At 67.6% G+C, this 17006-nt stretch carries 13 protein-coding genes; 7 read left to right on the top strand and 6 right to left on the bottom strand.

Annotated elements, in window-relative coordinates:
• Positions 1–31 precede the first annotated feature (31 nt).
• The 4 genes from E2F49_RS07005 to E2F49_RS06990 all read right to left on the bottom strand — a co-directional run bounded on the left by E2F49_RS07005 (position 32) and on the right by E2F49_RS06990 (position 4833).
• Positions 32–3016, bottom strand: coding sequence for a TonB-dependent receptor domain-containing protein (locus E2F49_RS07005; RefSeq protein ID WP_133393143.1), 2985 nt, complete (start codon positions 3014–3016; stop codon positions 32–34).
• A gap of 483 nt (positions 3017–3499) precedes the next feature.
• Complete coding sequence (locus E2F49_RS07000) at positions 3500–3739, bottom strand: hypothetical protein (RefSeq protein WP_133393142.1); 240 nt, start codon at positions 3737–3739, stop codon at positions 3500–3502.
• 139 nt (positions 3740–3878) lie between these two features.
• The gene (locus E2F49_RS06995; protein ID WP_133393141.1) at positions 3879–4268 is read right to left on the bottom strand and encodes an MAPEG family protein; all 390 of its coding nucleotides are present in this window, start codon (positions 4266–4268) and stop codon (positions 3879–3881) included.
• A 25-nt stretch (positions 4269–4293) separates the two neighbouring features.
• Complete coding sequence (locus E2F49_RS06990; RefSeq protein ID WP_133393140.1) at positions 4294–4833, bottom strand: type 1 glutamine amidotransferase domain-containing protein; 540 nt, start codon at positions 4831–4833, stop codon at positions 4294–4296.
• Positions 4834–4992: 159 nt separating this feature from the next.
• Between E2F49_RS06990 and E2F49_RS06985 the strand changes: the two genes are divergently transcribed.
• From E2F49_RS06985 to E2F49_RS06960, 6 genes are all read left to right on the top strand, one after another.
• Complete coding sequence (locus E2F49_RS06985; protein ID WP_133393495.1) at positions 4993–7422, top strand: DEAD/DEAH box helicase; 2430 nt, start codon at positions 4993–4995, stop codon at positions 7420–7422.
• A complete protein-coding gene (locus tag E2F49_RS06980) occupies positions 7419–8324 on the top strand; it encodes a ribonuclease H-like domain-containing protein (RefSeq protein WP_133393139.1) in 906 nt (301 codons plus the stop codon). The genes E2F49_RS06985 and E2F49_RS06980 overlap by 4 nt, the downstream gene beginning before the upstream one ends.
• 164 nt (positions 8325–8488) lie before the next feature.
• Positions 8489–9802 (top strand): APC family permease, encoded by a 1314-nt coding sequence (locus E2F49_RS06975; RefSeq protein ID WP_208004828.1) that lies wholly within the window; start codon positions 8489–8491, stop codon positions 9800–9802.
• Positions 9799–10464 carry an SAM-dependent methyltransferase gene (locus tag E2F49_RS06970; RefSeq protein WP_133393137.1) on the top strand — a complete coding sequence of 222 codons (666 nt, stop codon included), beginning with the start codon at positions 9799–9801 and terminating at the stop codon, positions 10462–10464. The genes E2F49_RS06975 and E2F49_RS06970 overlap by 4 nt, the downstream gene beginning before the upstream one ends.
• Positions 10465–10603: 139 nt before the next feature.
• Positions 10604–11602: an alpha/beta fold hydrolase gene (locus E2F49_RS06965; protein WP_133393136.1), complete on the top strand. Its 999-nt coding sequence runs from the start codon at positions 10604–10606 to the stop codon at positions 11600–11602.
• Positions 11603–11727: 125 nt separating this feature from the next.
• On the top strand, positions 11728–13002 hold the full coding sequence (locus E2F49_RS06960; protein ID WP_133393135.1) for a COG3904 family protein: 1275 nt from the start codon (positions 11728–11730) through the stop codon (positions 13000–13002).
• A 453-nt stretch (positions 13003–13455) separates the two neighbouring features.
• On the opposite strand, the gene E2F49_RS06955 is transcribed toward E2F49_RS06960, so the two are convergent.
• Both E2F49_RS06955 and E2F49_RS06950 read right to left on the bottom strand, forming a co-directional pair.
• Positions 13456–15288, bottom strand: a complete 1833-nt coding sequence (locus E2F49_RS06955) for an ABC transporter ATP-binding protein (protein WP_133393134.1) — start codon at positions 15286–15288, stop codon at positions 13456–13458.
• Positions 15289–15389: 101 nt separating this feature from the next.
• Positions 15390–16418, bottom strand: a complete 1029-nt coding sequence (locus E2F49_RS06950; RefSeq protein WP_133393133.1) for a quinone oxidoreductase family protein — start codon at positions 16416–16418, stop codon at positions 15390–15392.
• 68 nt (positions 16419–16486) lie between these two features.
• Between E2F49_RS06950 and soxR the strand changes: the two genes are divergently transcribed.
• The gene (gene soxR / locus E2F49_RS06945) at positions 16487–16942 is read left to right on the top strand and encodes a redox-sensitive transcriptional activator SoxR (protein WP_133393132.1); all 456 of its coding nucleotides are present in this window, start codon (positions 16487–16489) and stop codon (positions 16940–16942) included.
• Positions 16943–17006 lie beyond the last annotated feature (64 nt).

The raw sequence follows: 17006 nt of genomic DNA, 5'->3' as shown, positions 1-17006 counted from the left end.
CGTGCTGTTGTCGCGGTCGTGCTCGTGTCGATCAGAAACGCTGGGTGTAACGCATGTACAGGAAGCGGCCGATGTCGAAGCCGCCGTAGTACGACGTGTTGGAGCTCGGTTGGGTATACATCACCGGGCCGACGCGGTCGAACACGTTGTTGGCACCGATCGAGATCGTCGCATCCCACGGCGCGTTGTAACGGATCTGCACGTCGTTGAAAGTGACCGAGCCGGTGCGCTTGCGGCGGCTGATTGCACTGGTGGTACCCGTGAGGTTACCGGTCGGCGCGAACGTGATCTCGTTGCACTCCAGATTCGGCTCGGTCGAGCCCGAGATGAAGTAGGTGCAGTTTTCCTTCATCGACGAGTAGTAGCGAGCGCCCCAGGTCACGCCGAAGTCACCCATGTCCCAGCTCACGCCGGTGTTGGAGCGGATCCGGAACTGGCTGGTGAACCCGACGCCCGACAGCGGGAGGCGCGGGTCGTTCGTGCTGACGAAGTAGTCCTTGGCGGTGTACGTGCTGCTGGACGTGAAGGAGAAGTTGCCGAAATCGGTGCTCATCCGGTAGGACACATCGAGATCGAAACCTTCGGCCTTGCGGAAGCCCGCATTACGGTTGCCGTACTGCATGAAGTTGATGTAGCCGAGCGCGGGGTCTCGGGTGAACAACTGCGGCGAGCAACGGCTGGTGATGCCATTGATGTAGCAGTCGTTGAGGATTGCGGTCGGGGAGTCCTGGACGATCGTCTCGGCGATGCGGATCTTCCACCAATCGAGCGCGATGTTCAGACCCTCGACGAAGGTGGGGCTCCACACAGCGCCGATCGTCTGGGAGACCGAAACCTCGGGCGTCAGCAGCGGGTTGGATCCTTGGGTGAACGCAACCGGCGTCTGCTGGTTGCCAGCGTTCACCGGGACGAAACCCTGACCGATCTGACGATAAGAGTTCGCAAGCGCGCCCATCGCCGCGACGCAGTTCGCGCGCGTCGTCGCGTTGGAGGACGAGCTGCCGAAGTTGGTGTCGCAGGGATCGGTAAACGCAACAAACGTCTGCGATCCGCCACCGAACAAATTCTGGATGGTGGGCGCACGGAAGCCATCGGCGACGGTGCCGCGCAGCAACAGCGAGTCAAACGGCTTCCACTTGATGCCGAGCTTGTTGTTGGTGGTATCGCCGAACGTGTCGTAGTCCGAATAGCGGCTTGCGAGGCTCAGCGTCAGTTCCTGCGCGAAAGGCATGTCGGCCAGCACCGGCACTTCGAGCTCCGCGAAGACTTCGTTCACGCGGTAGCTGCCGCCAGTCGGGCCCGAAGCCAGGTTGGTGGAGTCACCGGTAACCGCAAGCGCGTCGGGAACGAACGTGCCGCTTTCCTTGCGGGTCTCGACGCCGACCGCGAACCCGAGATCGCCGGCGGGCAAAGTAAAGAGCGAGCCGGCGATGTTCGCATTGAACACCTCGGTCTTGGTCTCGCCCGTCGCATGCTCTTCCTGGAAGAGGTAGTCCTGCAGCGCCTTGTTGTCGGTCAGGCCGCCCGGGCCGACGGTTCCGAACGGCAGATACGGGTTCCAAGGCACGCATCCAGTGACGACGGTCGCCGCTGCCGTGCCCGTGGCGGGCGTTCCACAGACCAGCTGTCCCTGCGCATTCACGTAGGACGGGCCGACTGCCAGACGCACGCGAGGCACGTTGAGGTTGCCGTACGAGGACTGCAGCGAGTTGCTCTTGGAGAACTGGTAGCCGACGTCCCAGTCGAAGAAGCGCTCGCCTACCTCGAAGCTGCCCTCGAGCGCCGTCGAGAACCGGTAGGTCGTCTGCTCTGCGCGGCTGACGCGCGGCACTTCCCAAGCACGGCGCCACCAGTTGCTGATCGTTGCACCGGTCGGATTGAAGTAGCTCTGGCCGGACATCGGCGTCGCGAAGCTCGCCGCCTGCATCGGATAACCGGCGACGGTACGCTGCGCATCGCGGTAGCTGTACAGGAAATTGCTGCGCAGGGCGAGGTTGTCGGTCAGGTCGTAGTTGGTATCGACGAACAGGCCACGACGCTCGACGGGCGTGCGCAGGTCGGTCTGCAGATTGGTGTTCGACTTGTGCAACGTCGAACCCGGCGTGCAACCCGCCGTGGTGCAGCCACCAGTGTTGATGTCCTGACGGATGTAGTCGGTGATGACGCGCGGGTTGCCACCCTCACGCAGCACGACGCGCGTGCCGGCAGGCAGGCCGGGCACCATGGTGGAAGCGGTCGTGACGAAACCACCGAACTGGCCGACCGTGGTCCAGCCATCTGTCGGGTGGAGATCGGAGCGGGGGAATGCGCTGTAGGGGCGGTCGCTTGCCTTGACCTCGTCTTCCTTGCCCCACTCGGCAGCGATCGTGACCGAGCCACGGTCGCCCGAGAAGCCCATGACGAAATCGCCATTGGTGATCGCGCCGTCGCCCTCGCTGTACTGGCCGTAGTAAGCCGACGCGGAAGCGCCTTCGTAGTTGCTGCGGGTGATGATGTTGACCACGCCGCCGATCGCGTCTGAACCATAGATCGACGAAGCACCGTCCTTCAGGACTTCGATGCGTTCGACCGCGACCGCCGGAATTGCGGAGATGTCGGCCAGACCGCTGGTGGTGATCGGCATGCGACGGCCGTTGACCAGCACCAGAGTGCGTTCGGCGCCAAGATTGCGGAGGCTGATGTACACGCCGCCGGCGGCCTCACCGGCCGAGAGCGGGGAGGCGCGACTGATCGGCGGTGCGCCGGCAGCGGAAATGTTCTGCAGGATGTCAGCGACGGACTGGAAGCCCTGCTTTTCGATCGAAGCGCGATCGATCAACAGCACGGGCTGTGCCGTCTCGGTGTCGACCTGACGGATACGCGAACCGGTCACCTGGATACGGTCGAGGTTCGTCGCCCCTTCCGTCGTGTTGCTGCTGGCAGGCACACCCTGCGCATGTGCGGCACCACCCACTGCGCCACCCACGACGATCGCGAACGTGATCGCGTCGCGCAGCTTGCTGGTCTTCAAAGCCATCATCTCTCTCTCCACAAATGAATGCGTACAAAGTTCCCCTTGGTGCCGATAACAGGCCGGCTTGACGGGCGCGGAGTGTGTCGACGTTCCGATCCTAGCCGTCGTTAAAAAATAATGAAACGGGGGTTAGAGAAAAATTTATCGAAGACAGAAGCAAAAAAAATGACCAGATTCGGCAAATATCTGATCCGTAAGGGAACAAATCCCTATGGAGAGCCCTCAAAAATTCTTAGGAGCGGCCTGACATGGGTAGGCGAGTCCCAAGCTGCTCAGGCGAGCGATGCGTATTTATGCTGCAAAGCAGCAAGATGCAGGTGCTCTCGAGCGCCTCATTGCACAGGCGTTCCAAACGCACGTTGAGACGTTCGTTGCTGATCAGCGCAAGCAGGAAGGCCCGGGCATGGGCCAATGCCATGCCCGGTTTATGTCAAATCTTCCACCGCCTGGGATGAGCGGGGGACGACGCTTGGCGCAGGCGATGCGTCAGGCCGCGCGATTCTCGAACGCGCGACGACGACCGGCCGGCTGCGACGCGAGGGCGTCGCTTGCGCGCCATGCCGCCTGCACGTCGCGGCGGACGTCGTGCCACGCGCACATGCGGCCGTCGAATTCCCACATGCGGCGGAGGACCGGCTCGATTTCTTCCCAGGACCGTTCGGGATAGGACACGCGGCCGTTGCGGCCGAGCGAGATGACCAGGGTGCGGTCCGTGTCGTGCTTCATGCGAGGGTACTGCCGGTTGGGAGCGCGCAGGCTACGGTCCGCTTCGTCTCGTTCCCGTGAATCGCAGACGCGATTTCGATGACATCGCGCGAGGCTGCGGATTCGGTTCAGCGACGCATGCGCGGCATCGCGAAACAACTCAGAACAGCGGCTTGAGCACCTGCAGCAGTCCCCACAGGGAGACGACCCAGATCGCGCTGCGCAGGTAAGGAATGCCGATCGCGTAGACGGGCAGATAGGCGACGCGCGCCCAGAAATACACCTGTGCGCCGAGGGCGGTCGCGGCGTCGGTCCGCTCCGCGAATACGAGCGCGAGCACGGCGACGGCGAAGAACGAAAACGTCTCGATGAAGTTGCGCGACGCCGCCGCGGTACGGATGGCAGCACCGGTCAGCGGCGGCGCTTCTGCGTCGCGATTGCCGGCGTTCCAGCGCAGGCCGCGCTGCCAGGTGGCGAACGCGGCCGCGACACCGATGTGGACCAGACCGAGGGCGATCGCCCAGCCGAGGATCTGCAGTTCGAGCGCCATCGGTCCGTCCTCCATGTGCGGTGGGTCAGCCTGCGACCGCCTTGGCGATCGCGTCGTTGAAGGCCGGGATATCGTCCGGCTTGCGGCTGGTGATCAGGTTGCCGTCGACGACGACTTCCGAATCTTCCCAGTGCGCGCCCGCGTTGACCAGATCGGTCTTGACCGACGGCCAGGACGTGACCTTGCGGCCCTTGGCGAGACCGGACTCGACCAGCAGCCAAGGACCGTGGCAGATCGCCGCGACGGGCTTGCCGGCATCGCCGAAGGTCTTCACGAAGGCGACGGCGTCTTTCTCGATGCGCAGCTTGTCGGGATTGATCTGGCCGCCCGGCAGCACCAGCGCGTCGTAGCTGCCAGCGTCGGCCTTGGACAGCGCAACGTCGACCTTGACCTCGCGGCCCCAGTCCTTCTGGTCCCAGCCCTTGATCGTGGACGCATCGCCGGGCGCGATCACATCGACGTGGGCGCCGGCCTCCTTCAGCGCGGCCTGCGGCTTCTCGAGTTCGGACTGTTCGAAGCCGTCGGTGGCGAGGATGGCGATCTTCTTGCCTGCGAGATTCTGCATCGGAGTACTCCGGGGGCGTGGAAAGAGCGGTCGATGCTGGACAAGCGCGGATGCCCCGGCCGTGAAGCGGCCGTTCGCCCGTCGTGATGCGGCAGTCTCGCGCCGTGAGACGCCCGGCGGCGACGCTTGCGTCCCGTTTTCGCAGCGTCGGAGTTTCCCCTGAACGCGATCCTCAAACCCGTCCAGGCCCTCGCGACGATCGACGCCGCCGCACCGGGCAGCGCGCTGGCGACCAGGCTCTCGGCGAAGTATCCCGGCCGCGTCACCGGCACCCTGCTGCTGCCCGGGCAGGCCGGTGATTACGCGCCGATGCCGGACGATGTGCCGGAAGCCCTCGCGGGCGCGCTGCGCAGCCGCGGCATCGATCGGCTGTATCGCCATCAGGCGCAGGCCTGGGCGGCCACGCAGGCCGGTCGGCATCTGGTCGTGGCGACGCCGACCGCGTCGGGAAAATCGCTGTGCTACACGCTGCCGGTGCTGTCGGCCGCGATCACCGCGCGCAGCAAGGCGCTGTACCTGTTCCCGACCAAAGCGCTGGCGCAGGACCAGGTGGCCGAACTGCTGGAACTCAACGCGGCCGGGAGCCTGGGCCTGCGCGCGGCGACCTTCGACGGCGACACGCCCGGCGATGCGCGCCAGGCGATCCGCATCAACGGCGATATCGTCGTCAGTAACCCGGACATGCTGCACCAGGCCATCCTGCCTCATCACACCAAGTGGGCGCAGTTCTTCGAGAACCTGCGTTATGTGGTGATCGACGAGATCCATACCTATCGCGGGGTGTTCGGCTCGCACGTTGCAAACGTGATCCGCCGGCTCAAGCGCGTCTGCGCGTTCTACGGCGTGACGCCGCAGTTCATCCTGTGCTCGGCGACGATCGGCAATGCGCGCGAGCACGGCCGCGCGCTGGTCGAAGTGGACGATGCCGCGCTCGAATCGATCCTCGAATCGGGCGCACCGCGCGGCGACAAGCACGTGCTGCTGTGGAACCCACCGGTCATCAATCCCGATCTGGGCCTGCGCGCATCGGCGCGGTCGCAGTCCAACCGCATCGCGCGCATGGCGATCCGTGCGGGCCTTAAGACACTGGTGTTCTGCCAGACGCGGCTGATGGTCGAAGTGCTGACCAAGTACCTCAAGGAAGTGTTCGATCACGACCCGCGCAAGCCCAAGCGCATCCGCGCCTATCGCGGTGGCTACCTGCCGACCGAGCGCCGCGCGACCGAGCGCGAGATGCGCGCCGGCAGCATCGACGGCATCGTCAGTACGTCGGCGTTGGAGCTGGGCGTCGACATCGGCAGTCTCGATGTCGTGGTGCTCAACGGCTATCCAGGCAGCATCTCCGCGACGTGGCAGCGCTTCGGTCGCGCCGGTCGCCGGCAGCAGCCGTCGGTCGGCGTGCTGGTCGCGAGTTCCGAGCCGATGGACCAGTACGTGGTGCGGCATCCGGAGTTCTTCGCTGAAGCCAATCCCGAGCACGCGCGCATCGAACCCGACCAGCCGCTGATCCTGCTCGACCATATCCGCTGCGCCGCGTTCGAGCTGCCGTTCGTCGATGGCGACATGTTCGGACCCGTCGCGCCGCTGCCGTGGCTGGAGGTGCTGGCCGAATCCGGGGTGCTGCATCACGAGGGCGACCGCTGGGAATGGATCGCCGACAGTTATCCGGCGCAGGCGGTGAACCTGCGGTCGGTCGCCGACGGCAACTTCGTCGTCGTCGACCGCACCGACGGGCGGCAGACGATCATCGCCGAGGTCGACCATTCGGCCGCCGCGCTCACGCTGTACGAGGGCGCGATCCACATGATCCAGTCCGAGCCCTTCCAGGTGGAGCGGCTGGACTGGGAAGGCCGCAAGGCCTATGTCACGCGCACGACCGTCGACTACTACACCGACGCGATCGACTACACCAAACTCAAGGTCCTCGACAACGAGGAACAGGCCGATGCCGGGCAGGGCAGCGCGCACATCGGCGAGGTGCACGTGGTGCGGCGCGTGTCCGGCTACAAGAAGATCCGCTTCCACACGCACGAGAACATCGGCTACGGCCCGGTGAATCTGCCGGACCAGGAACTGCACACGAGTTCGGTGTGGTGGCAACTGCCGCAAGTGGCGCTGGACCGCGCATTCGATGCGCGGCACGAGGCGCTGGACGGGTTTCTCGGCGCGTCCTACGCGCTGCATCTGGTCGCACAGGTCGCGGTGATGGCCGAAAGCCGCGACTTGCAGAAGGCCGTGGGCAGCGGCGACGGCACCTGGTTCGCGACCGCCGATCAGCGTGGCCGTGGGCAGTTGCGCGATGGCGACGGTGCGGCGCTGGATTTCGAGGGCATCGGCCGGTTCACGCCGACGTTGTATCTCTACGACAACTACCCGGGTGGCGTCGGCCTGTCCTCGCCGCTGTTCGAACGGCGCGACGAGTTGCTGGCCCAGGCCGCCGCGCTGATCGACGGCTGCAGTTGTCGCGCCGGGTGTCCGGCCTGCGTCGGTCCGATCCTCGCGTCCGAAGAGGACGCCGAGCGGACGCCGCGCCAGCTCGCCGCCCGCGTCATCGATCTGCTGGCGCGCACACCGCAGTTGTCTGCATGAGCGCGCTGGCCAAACGCCTCGGACTGCTGCGCAGCCAGGCCGGCACGGCACTGCCTTCGGTCACGCCGCAGGCCCCGATGCCGCCGCTGCCCGCCCGCGTCGCGCAGGCGCGCGTCGATGCGGCGCGCTCGCCCGAACAGGTCGTCGCGCAGCTGCGCAAACTGATGAAGCTGCGCGCGCCGGCCAGGGCCGTGCGGCCCACCGCGCCCCCGGACCGCACGCTGCCCGGCGAGGAGATCGCGCCGGGCCTGCGCTACGTCGAGCAGTGGGCGCCATGGCCGCACGACGATGCCGAGCTGTCGCTGGTCGACATCCGTCACGACACGGCGCGCCGCGCGGACCTGCTCGCCTTCGACACCGAGACCACCGGCCTGGCCGGGGGCACGGGCACGCGCGCTTTCATGATCGGCGCGGCGGACTGCGTTGACGGGCGCCTCCGCATGCGCCAGCTGTGCATCACCACGCTGGGCGCCGAGCGCGAAATGCTCAAGACGTTCTCGAAGTGGCTCAAGCCGGCCACGGTGCTGGTCAGCTACAACGGCCGCAGCTACGACCGGCCCCTGCTGACCACGCGCTACCGCCTTGCGCGCCTGCGCGATCCGCTGATCGATCTGCGCCATGTCGATCTGCTGCATCCGGTGCGGCGGCGCTACCGCGGCGTCTGGGCGAACTGCAAGCTGGCGACGGTCGAACGCGAACTGCTGGGCGTGCTGCGCGAAGACGATCTGCCGGGCAGCGAAGCGCCTGCGGCGTGGCTCGAATACCTGCGCGGCGGCAGCGCCGACAAGTTGCGGCGCGTCGGCCTGCACAATGCGCAGGACCTGCGCAGCCTGTTCGGCGTGCTCGAAGCGATGCGCGACGAAGCGGTGCCGGAGACGATCGTCGTTCCGGAGTCCTGCTGACCGGAAATATCGTCAGCCGTTCACGCGAACGGAATCTTCACGATGCTTGAATCGGTGGGCCCAGCAGTCCCGGGCCACCGATCCGCCGGTGGCCGTCGTCCTCGCCACTCTGGAGCTTCATGGACAATCGCGAACGCCGGCCATCGACGGCCGACCCTGCGCCAGTGCGCGCCACGCTCCGTGCACGCGATGCGTTCGCGATCACCATCGGCATCGTCGTCGGCGCCGGCATCTTCCGCACCCCTTCGCTGATCGCGGGCGTTTCGGGCAGCGAATTCGTGATGCTGGCGGCGTGGGTCGTCGGTGGTCTGCTGTCGGTGATCGGCGCGCTCTGCTACGCCGAACTGGCAACGACCTATCCGCAGGCCGGCGGCGACTACACCTATCTGCGGCGTGCCTACGGCCCGCGCCCGGCCTTCCTGTTCGCCTGGGCGCGCGTGTCGGTGATCCAGACCGGCTCGATCGCGCTGCTGTGCTTCATCGTCGGCGATTACATGGGCCAGTTGTTCGATCTCGGGCCGTGGTCGTCCGCGTTGTATGCGGCTGCCGCGGTGGTCCTGCTGACCGTCATCAACTGGATCGGTACGCGTCAGGGCGCCACGGTGCAGACCTGGCTGACCATCGCCGAGATCATCGGCGTGCTGGTGATCGTGGTGGCCGGCCTGTTGTTCGCGCCCGGCGACATCGCACCGATCCCGGGCAGCGGCGCGGGCAGCGAGATCGGCCTGATCCTGGTCTTCGTGCTGCTGACCTACGGCGGCTGGAACGAGGCGGTCTACATCAGCTCGGAAGTGCGCGACGCGCGCAAGTGGATGCCGCGCGTGCTGGTGCTGAGCCTGATCGCGGTCGCCGCGCTGTACGTGCTGGTCAACTTCGCCTATCTGCGGGTGCTGGGGCTGGGCGGCATGGCCGAACACAACGCGGTCGCGGCCGAAGTCATGGGGCGCGTGTTCGGCCCGGTCGGCGCGACCTTGATGAGCGCGATCGTCGTGGCCGCCGCGCTGACCTCGGCGAACGCCACGCTGATCACTGGCGCACGCAGCGTCTATGCGGTCGGGCGCGATTTTCCCGCGCTGGGCTTCATCGGTCGCTGGGATGCGCGCACCGGCACGCCGCGCGCCGCGATCGTGACCCAGGGCGTGTTGGCGCTGGGCCTGGTGGCATTGGGCGCATTCGCACGCGACGGCTTCGAGGTTGCGGTGGAGTACACCGCGCCGGTGTTCTGGCTGTTCTTCCTGCTGGTGGGCATCGCACTGTTCGTGCTGCGCCGGCGCGAGCCGCAACGGCCACGCCCCTTCGAAGTGCCGCTGTATCCGCTGCTGCCGCTGCTGTTCTGCGCGACCAGCGCCTACCTGCTGTATTCCAGCCTGGCCTACACCGGACGCGGCGCGCTCGTCGGCGTGGCCGTGCTCGCGGTCGGCGCGCTGTTGCTGCTGTTCTTCAAACCGTCCACGCAGTCCGAGGAGACTGAGCCATGAAGCCGTCGAAGAAGACCCTGATCGCGCTCGCGATCTGTGCACCGTTCCTGTTCGCCTGTTCCGAGCAGGCCGCCACGGCCAATGGGCCGGCAGCGAACGCCACGTCCGGCGCTGCCGACGACATGAACACCACGCACACCGTCACGGCCGAGGTCGGTCCGGATTCGCCGCATACCGAGGGCGCGCCGCGTCCGTCGCGCGAGCCCGACGTGATCTACGTGCCGACCCCTGAACCGGTGGTCGACGCGATGCTCAACCTCGCCGGCGTCAAGGCAGGCGACGTGCTCTACGACCTGGGCTCGGGCGACGGGCGCATCCCGATCGCCGCGGCCAAGCGCTTCGGCGTGCGCGGCGTGGGCATCGACATCAACCCGGTGCGCGTGCGCGAGGCCAATGCGAACGCGCAGGAGGCCGGCGTCACCGATCTGGTGACGTTCAAGGAGGCCGACCTGTTCCAGGAAGACATCAGCGAGGCCAGCGTGGTCACGCTGTATCTGCTGCAGAGCCTCAACGTGAAGCTGCGGCCCAAGCTGCTGGCCGAGCTCAAGCCGGGCACGCGCATCGTCAGCCACGCCTTCGACATGGCCGACCAGTGGGAACCGGAGCAGACCCAGGAAGTCGACGGCACCCGCATCTACATGTGGACCGTGCCCGAGCGCTGAGAACCGCTAGAACGCCTGCTGCGCCTGTTGCCACACTTAAGGCAGACGCCGCAGCAGTCCGGAGTTCCGCGCGCCGCCCGTGGTATGCCGGCGGCGCGTTGGCATGATCGTCGCCCCCCTGCAGAGATCCCCACATTCCATGCATCGCATCGCATCCCTGGCCCTGTCGCTCGCCGCGCTGTCGGCCACGCCCGCATTCGCATCGTCCTACGACGGCGAGTCGCAGGGCTTCGAATACCCGCATCCGCGCCAGGCGCATGCCTTCAGCTCGCAAGGGCAATCGCTGTCGATGGCCTACATGGACGTACGGCCCGCAGGCGCCGGCAACGGACGCACCGCGGTGCTGCTGCACGGCAAGAACTTCTGCGGGCCGACCTGGGACGAGACCATCACCGTGCTCGTCGATGCCGGCTGGCGGGTGATCGCGCCGGACCAGATCGGTTTCTGCGGCTCGACCAAGCCGCGCGGCTACCAGTTCTCGTTCGCGCAGCTGGCGGCGAACACGCATGGCCTGCTCGACGAGCTCGGCGTCGAGCGCGCGGTGTTCATCGGCCACTCCATGGGCGGCATGCTGGCGACGCGCTATGCACTGCAGTACCCGGCTGCGGTCGAGCAGCTGGTGCTGGTCAATCCGATCGGTCTGGAGGACTGGCAGGCGGCCGGCGTGCCCTACACGACCATCGATGCGATGGCCGAGAACGAGCGCAAGACCACGTTCGACAGCATCAAGGCCTACCAGCTGAAGTTCTATTACGACGGCCAGTGGGCGCCGCGCTACGACCGCTGGGTCGACATGCTGGCCGGCATGTACGCCGGGCCGGACCGCGAGATCGTCGCCTGGAACCAGGCGCAGACCTCGGAGATGGTCTTCACCCAGCCGGTGGTGCACGAGTTTCCGAAGCTGCGCGTGCCGACGCTGCTGATGATCGGCGGCAAGGACCGCACCGCGCCCGGCGCCAACCGGGCGCCCGAAGCCGTGGCCGCGACGCTGGGCAATTACCCGGTGCTCGGTCGAAAGACCGCGGAGGCCATCCCCGATGCGCAACTGGTCGAATTTCCGGCGCTGGGGCACTCGCCGCAGGTCGAGGCGCCCGACGAATTCCATGCCGCGCTGCTGCAGCGATTGGTGCCCCGTTGAGCGAGGGCGGCGTCGTGAAAGCGGCGTCCACATTCATTCCGCATTCGTCCGTGACCGGGCGCAAGCTCTAGACTGAACGGCGATGCGTATCCGTGGCGGATGCGCTGCCTGGAGTTCCGTTGTCGATGTCGATCCGGCGCCTGCCATTGCCCCTGCTGATGACCGCCTGCGTCGCGCTGTCCGCGTGCCAGCGGCCGGCCGAGCCACCGCCGCCGGTCGAAACGGTGGAGGTCGCCAGCCCGGAGGAGGGCGGTGCGGTCAGTACCGCACCGGTCGACGTGGACACGGCGCCGGAACCGGCGCCGGTGACCGATCCCGACCCGACGGCAGTGGACTGGGCGCCGATGACGCTGGCCGGCGCGACCGCGTCGATCAGCTGCGAACTGGATTACGCCAACGCCGGCGACGGTGACGTGCTGTCGGCGTTCGATCACGACGCGCTGCACGCGGCGCTGGAACCGTGCGCCGAACGCGGCGTGGCCCGGCTGCGCTTCAAGGGCCGGGTCACGCAGGACTTCACCCGGCTGGTGCAGCGGCTGGCGTCGGTGGCGGACGAGTTGAAGATCGGCAAGCGCGTGCTCGACATCGACTCGAGCGGCGGCATGGTCGAAGAAGCGATCCGCGCCGGTGACGTGATCGCGGGCACCCGCTGGACCATCTGGGTGCGCGAGGGCGCGGTCTGTCACAGCTCCTGCGTGTTCCTCCTGGCCGGCGGCGACACGCGCCTGATCGGTGGCCGCGTCGGCATCCACCGGATCATCCGCATGAGTTCGAGCGCGACCACGCGCGCCGAGCTCAACCGAGAACTGCGCGCGGTCTACGGGCGCGTGCGCGACTACCTCGAGCGCAACGGCGCCGCGGTGGCGGTGGCCGATCTGATGATGGCCGTGCCCAACCGCAGCCTGCGCATCCTCACACCCGACGAGCTCAAGCTCTACGGCCTCGACGGCGTGAACCCCGCGCAGGACGACCTCGACCGTCTGCGGCTGATGCGCAAGTGCGGACAGGATTTCGTCGCCCGACGCGATGCCTATGTGCGCGCGTTCGACAGCACCTGCAACGCGCCCGATCGCGACGTCGAGCAGATGGCGAACTGCGGGCTGGAACTGCGCACCAAGTACGGCTTCCCGGACGAACAGTGCCCGACCGAAAGCCCGCTGTCGGAGTTCGACCTGGTCGATGCACTGGCCGCCGCCGCCGGCAATGCGAGTCGCCTGCGCATCCTCGGCGTGCCGATCGGTGAACCGCGGCCGGCCGCACGTCAGCCCAAGCCCGCACCGGCACGGCCGGCGCCCGCCGACGCGGCCAGCACGGCCGAATCGCCCACGGCGAGCGAGCCGGCCGACGCAGGCGACGCCGCGACCAGCGAGGGCGAGGCGGAGACGCCGATCCGCGATTGAGCATCGGGTCGCGTCCGTATCGACTGGCGCGCGTTGAACACCTCTCCCTCCGGAAGAGCGCCTGCCCCGGACTTGATCCGGGGTCGACGCGCGAAGCGCGTCGGGTGAGGGCGGGGCGCTACCGGCAATGCTCCAGAAGCCTCCTCATCCACCTTCCGGACACCTGCCCCACTGAGCGGGGCCTGATCAGCGTCGTGTCCCAGCCAAGCCACGAGCGTCGCAATCTGCCCCTTCCCCGCGTGCGGGGGAAGGCTGGGATGGGGGCAAACCGGACGTGCGAGCTGCAATGCACCGGGCGCGATCGCTCAACCGAGTCCGCACGCGGGCATTGCTGCGCCCGGACGGTTCGCCCTTACCTAAGCTCCCTCGCAGGGCGGGGGAGGACGTCAGTGGGTCGCAAGTCGAGTCACGACACGCATCAGGCTGAGGGGGAAGGATTCAGACGCCGAAGCATTACGCCTCCGCCAGGAACCCGCCCGACTGCCGCTTCCACAGCTGCGCGTAGACGCCGTCGCCGGCGATCAGCGCTTCGTGCGTGCCCTGCTCGACGATGCGGCCGCGATCCATGACCACCAGCCGGTCCATCGCCGCGATCGTCGACAGGCGGTGCGCGATGGCGATGACCGTCTTGCCCTGCATCAGGCGATAGAGGTTTTCCTGGATCGCGGCCTCGGCCTCCGAGTCCAGCGCCGAGGTCGCTTCGTCGAGCACCAGGATCGGCGCGTTCTTCAGCAGCACGCGCGCGATGGCGATGCGCTGGCGCTGGCCGCCCGAGAGCTTCACGCCGCGCTCGCCGACATGGGCGTCGTAGCCGGTGCGGCCCTTGGCGTCACTGAGCGTCAGGATGAAGTCGTGCGCCTCGGCCCGGCGCGCGGCCTCGATCATCTCGTCCTCGCTCGCGTCCGGACGGCCGTAGAGGATGTTCTCGCGCACCGAGCGGTGCAGCAGCGAAGTGTCCTGCGTGACCATGCCGATCTGCGCGCGCAGCGAATCCTGTTCGATCGTTGCGATGTCGACGCCGTCGATGCGGATCGCACCGGCCTCGCGGTCGTAGAAGCGCAGCAGCAGGTTGACCAGCGTCGACTTGCCCGCGCCCGAACGACCGACCAGGCCGATCTTCTCGCCCGGTGCCACGTGCAGGTCGAGACCTTCGATGACAGTGCGGTCGTTCTGGCCGTAGTGGAAATCGACGTGATCGAAGCGAATGTCACCGGCGATCGGCGGCAGCTTCGGTGCGTCGGGCGCGTCCTCGACGGTCGGTGCCAGCGAGATCGAGTTGATGCCGTCGCGCACGGTACCGATGTTCTCGAACAGAGCCGACATCTCCCACATGATCCACTGCGACATGCCGAGCATGCGCAGCGCGAGCGCCACCGCGACCGCGATCGCGCCGGTGCTGATCGCGTCGGCATGCCACAACCACAGCCCCAGCGCGGCGACGCTGCCGACCAGCAGCATGTTGAGCAGGTAGTTGAACGAGTTGACGATCGTCACCAGGCGCATCTGCCCGTGCACGGTGTCGAGGAAGCCGTTCATCGCCTCGCGCGCATAGGCCTGCTCGCGCTGCGAATGCGAGAACAGTTTGACCGTCGCGATGTTGGTGTAGCTGTCGACGATGCGCCCGGTCATCACCGAACGTGCGTCGGACTGCTTCTCCGAGATCCGGCTCAACTGCGGCACGAAGCGCCACATCAGCGCGCTGTAGAGCAGCAGCCAGCCGAGGAAGGGCAGCATCATCCGCCAGTCGGCCGCAGCGGCGACGATGATCGCGCCGGTGAAGTACACGATGACGTAGTTGCCGACATCGAGCAGCTTGATGACCGTCTCGCGCACCGCCAGCGAGGTCTGCATCAGCTTGGTCGCGATGCGCCCGGCGAACTCCTCCTGGAAGTAGCTCATCGACTGCCGCAGCAGATAGCGGTGCACGTTCCAGCGGATCCGCATCGGAAAATTGCCGAGCAGGGTCTGGTGGATGACCATCGCGTTGAGCCAGACCAGCACCGGCAGGCCGATGACCACCAGCAGCGCCATCGCCGCCAGCCGGCCGCCCTCGGCGGTCAGGAAGGTCGCCGGCGTGTGCTCGGCCAGCTTGTCGACCAGCGAGCCGACGTAGGCGTACAGCGTGACCTCGGCGATCGCGATCAGCGCGGTGAAGGCCGCCATCAGCAACAGCCATTTGCCGCTGCCCCGCACGTAATGCATGCAGAACGCGAACAGCGTGCGCGGCGGCTGCGTGGGGATCTGCGGCGGGAAGGGATCGATGCGGTTTTCGAACCAGCGGAGCATGGTCAATCCAGATGCGGCGCGTGGGGCGCGCGGGGAAGCCGCCTATTGTCGGCGATGGCGGTGCGGGATGTCGCGACGACGGAAAGGACGCAGCGGACCGGTCAGGGGACGTCGAGCACGATCCGTCCGAGATGATGGCGGCCGATCGCCCGCGCGGCCGCCGCCGCGTCGGCCAGCGGGAACCGCGCGTCGATGTGCAGGTGGAAGGGGCTGCGGGCCGCGGCCCGGCAGGCCGCATGCACCTGCAGCGCGCCAGCGCTCGCGCCGAAGGCCGCGACCGCGATGTCGTCGCGGGCCGGCGGCGGGGTGACCCCGTGCGGCCAGGCGATGCGGCCGCCCGGGCGCAGCGCCGCGACGATTGCGCCGGCATCGGTGATCGTCGCGGTCAGCAGGGCGGCGTCGAGACCGTCGGGCGCGAAGATCCGCAGCGCGGGGGCCAGGGCGTGGCGACGCCCGTCGATCGCCATGTCCGCGCCGAGACGCTCGGCCAGGGCCACGCCGTCGGCGCCCGAGGCGACCGCCAGTACCCGCGCGCCACGCTGGCGTGCGAATTGCAGCGCCATGTGGCCGATGCCGCCGCTGGCGCCGAATACCAGCACCGCGTCGCCGGGGCCGGCCGCCAGCGCGACCGCGACGGCGTGCATCGCCAGACCGCCGTCGACCGGCAGGGCGGCCGCCTGCGACAGGGTCAGCCTGGCCGGGACCGGCCACAGCCGGTCGGCATCCACGACGACGAACTGCGCGTGGAAACCGTCCTTGGGACTGCGCAACGGCAGCAGGCCGCAGACGCGGTCGCCCTCGCGCCACTTCTGCACGCCCACGCCGACCTCGACCACGGTGCCGGCGCCCTCGGCGCCCGGCACGTAGGGAAATACCGGCGCGCCTTCCGCAAACGGTGCGAGCGCGCCTTCACGCTCCAGCACGTCCCAGGGACCGAAGCCGGCCGACAGCACCCGCACCAGCGCCTGTCCGGGACCGGGCAGCGGGATCGGCCGCTCGACGAGCGAGACCACGTCCGGACCGCCGAAGCGCGGGAAGGCGAGGGCGTGCATGGTCTCGTCGGCGACAGCGCCCGGGGCGACATCGTCGGCTGCGGGCGTGGGCTGCGGCGTGGAATCGTCGAAGGTCATCGGTCGGCCATGGACACCAAGAGGAATGGCGCGCAGGCTAGGACCTCAACCAATGTTGAGGTCAAGCGATGGCGACGCGATTACGCCGCCCGGACGAAGTGCTCTCGGTTGGCGAACTGGCGGCGCGCAGCGGCGTGTCGGTTTCGGCGTTGCATTTCTACGAGCGGCAGGGCCTGATCCAGGGCGGCCGCAACGCCGGCAACCAGCGCCGCTACGGGCGCGAGGTGCTGCGGCGGGTCGCGATCATCAAGGTCGCGCAGCGTGCGGGCATTCCGCTGGCCTCGATCCGCGAGGCGCTCGACACGCTGCCCGACGGCCGCACGCCGACCACGGCCGATTGGACCCGGCTGTCGCGACGCTGGCGCGCGGAACTCGACGCGCGGATCGACCAGCTCACGCGACTGCGCGACCAGCTCGACGGCTGCATCGGCTGCGGCTGCCTGTCGCTGATGGCCTGTCCGTTGCGCAATCCGGACGATGTCGCCGGGGCGCGTGGACCGGGCGCGCAGTATCTCGAACGATGATCTGACCCGGTTGTCGCGACCCTGGTCGCAATTGCGATAGTGGAACCGACCAGATCGAACTGCG

Origin of the sequence: Luteimonas terrae, from assembly GCF_004358165.1 — a bacterium.
Lineage (GTDB): Bacteria > Pseudomonadota > Gammaproteobacteria > Xanthomonadales > Xanthomonadaceae > Luteimonas > Luteimonas terrae.
The sequence above is the reverse complement of the archived record's forward strand: the minus strand, read 5'-3'. Positions and strand labels throughout refer to the sequence as shown.

Coding starts and splice junctions, on each gene's coding strand:
- E2F49_RS06965 (WP_133393136.1), top strand. CDS start 10,604: ATGCATCGCATCGCATCCCTGGCCCTGTCGCTCGCCGCGCTGTCGGCC.
- E2F49_RS06960 (WP_133393135.1), top strand. CDS start 11,728: ATGTCGATCCGGCGCCTGCCATTGCCCCTGCTGATGACCGCCTGCGTC.
- soxR (WP_133393132.1), top strand. CDS start 16,487: ATGGCGACGCGATTACGCCGCCCGGACGAAGTGCTCTCGGTTGGCGAA.
- E2F49_RS06990 (WP_133393140.1), bottom strand. CDS start 4,833: ATGCAGAATCTCGCAGGCAAGAAGATCGCCATCCTCGCCACCGACGGC.
- E2F49_RS06995 (WP_133393141.1), bottom strand. CDS start 4,268: ATGGCGCTCGAACTGCAGATCCTCGGCTGGGCGATCGCCCTCGGTCTG.
- E2F49_RS07005 (WP_133393143.1), bottom strand. CDS start 3,016: ATGGCTTTGAAGACCAGCAAGCTGCGCGACGCGATCACGTTCGCGATC.
- E2F49_RS06980 (WP_133393139.1), top strand. CDS start 7,419: ATGAGCGCGCTGGCCAAACGCCTCGGACTGCTGCGCAGCCAGGCCGGC.
- E2F49_RS06950 (WP_133393133.1), bottom strand. CDS start 16,418: ATGACCTTCGACGATTCCACGCCGCAGCCCACGCCCGCAGCCGACGAT.
- E2F49_RS07000 (WP_133393142.1), bottom strand. CDS start 3,739: ATGAAGCACGACACGGACCGCACCCTGGTCATCTCGCTCGGCCGCAAC.
- E2F49_RS06970 (WP_133393137.1), top strand. CDS start 9,799: ATGAAGCCGTCGAAGAAGACCCTGATCGCGCTCGCGATCTGTGCACCG.
- E2F49_RS06955 (WP_133393134.1), bottom strand. CDS start 15,288: ATGCTCCGCTGGTTCGAAAACCGCATCGATCCCTTCCCGCCGCAGATC.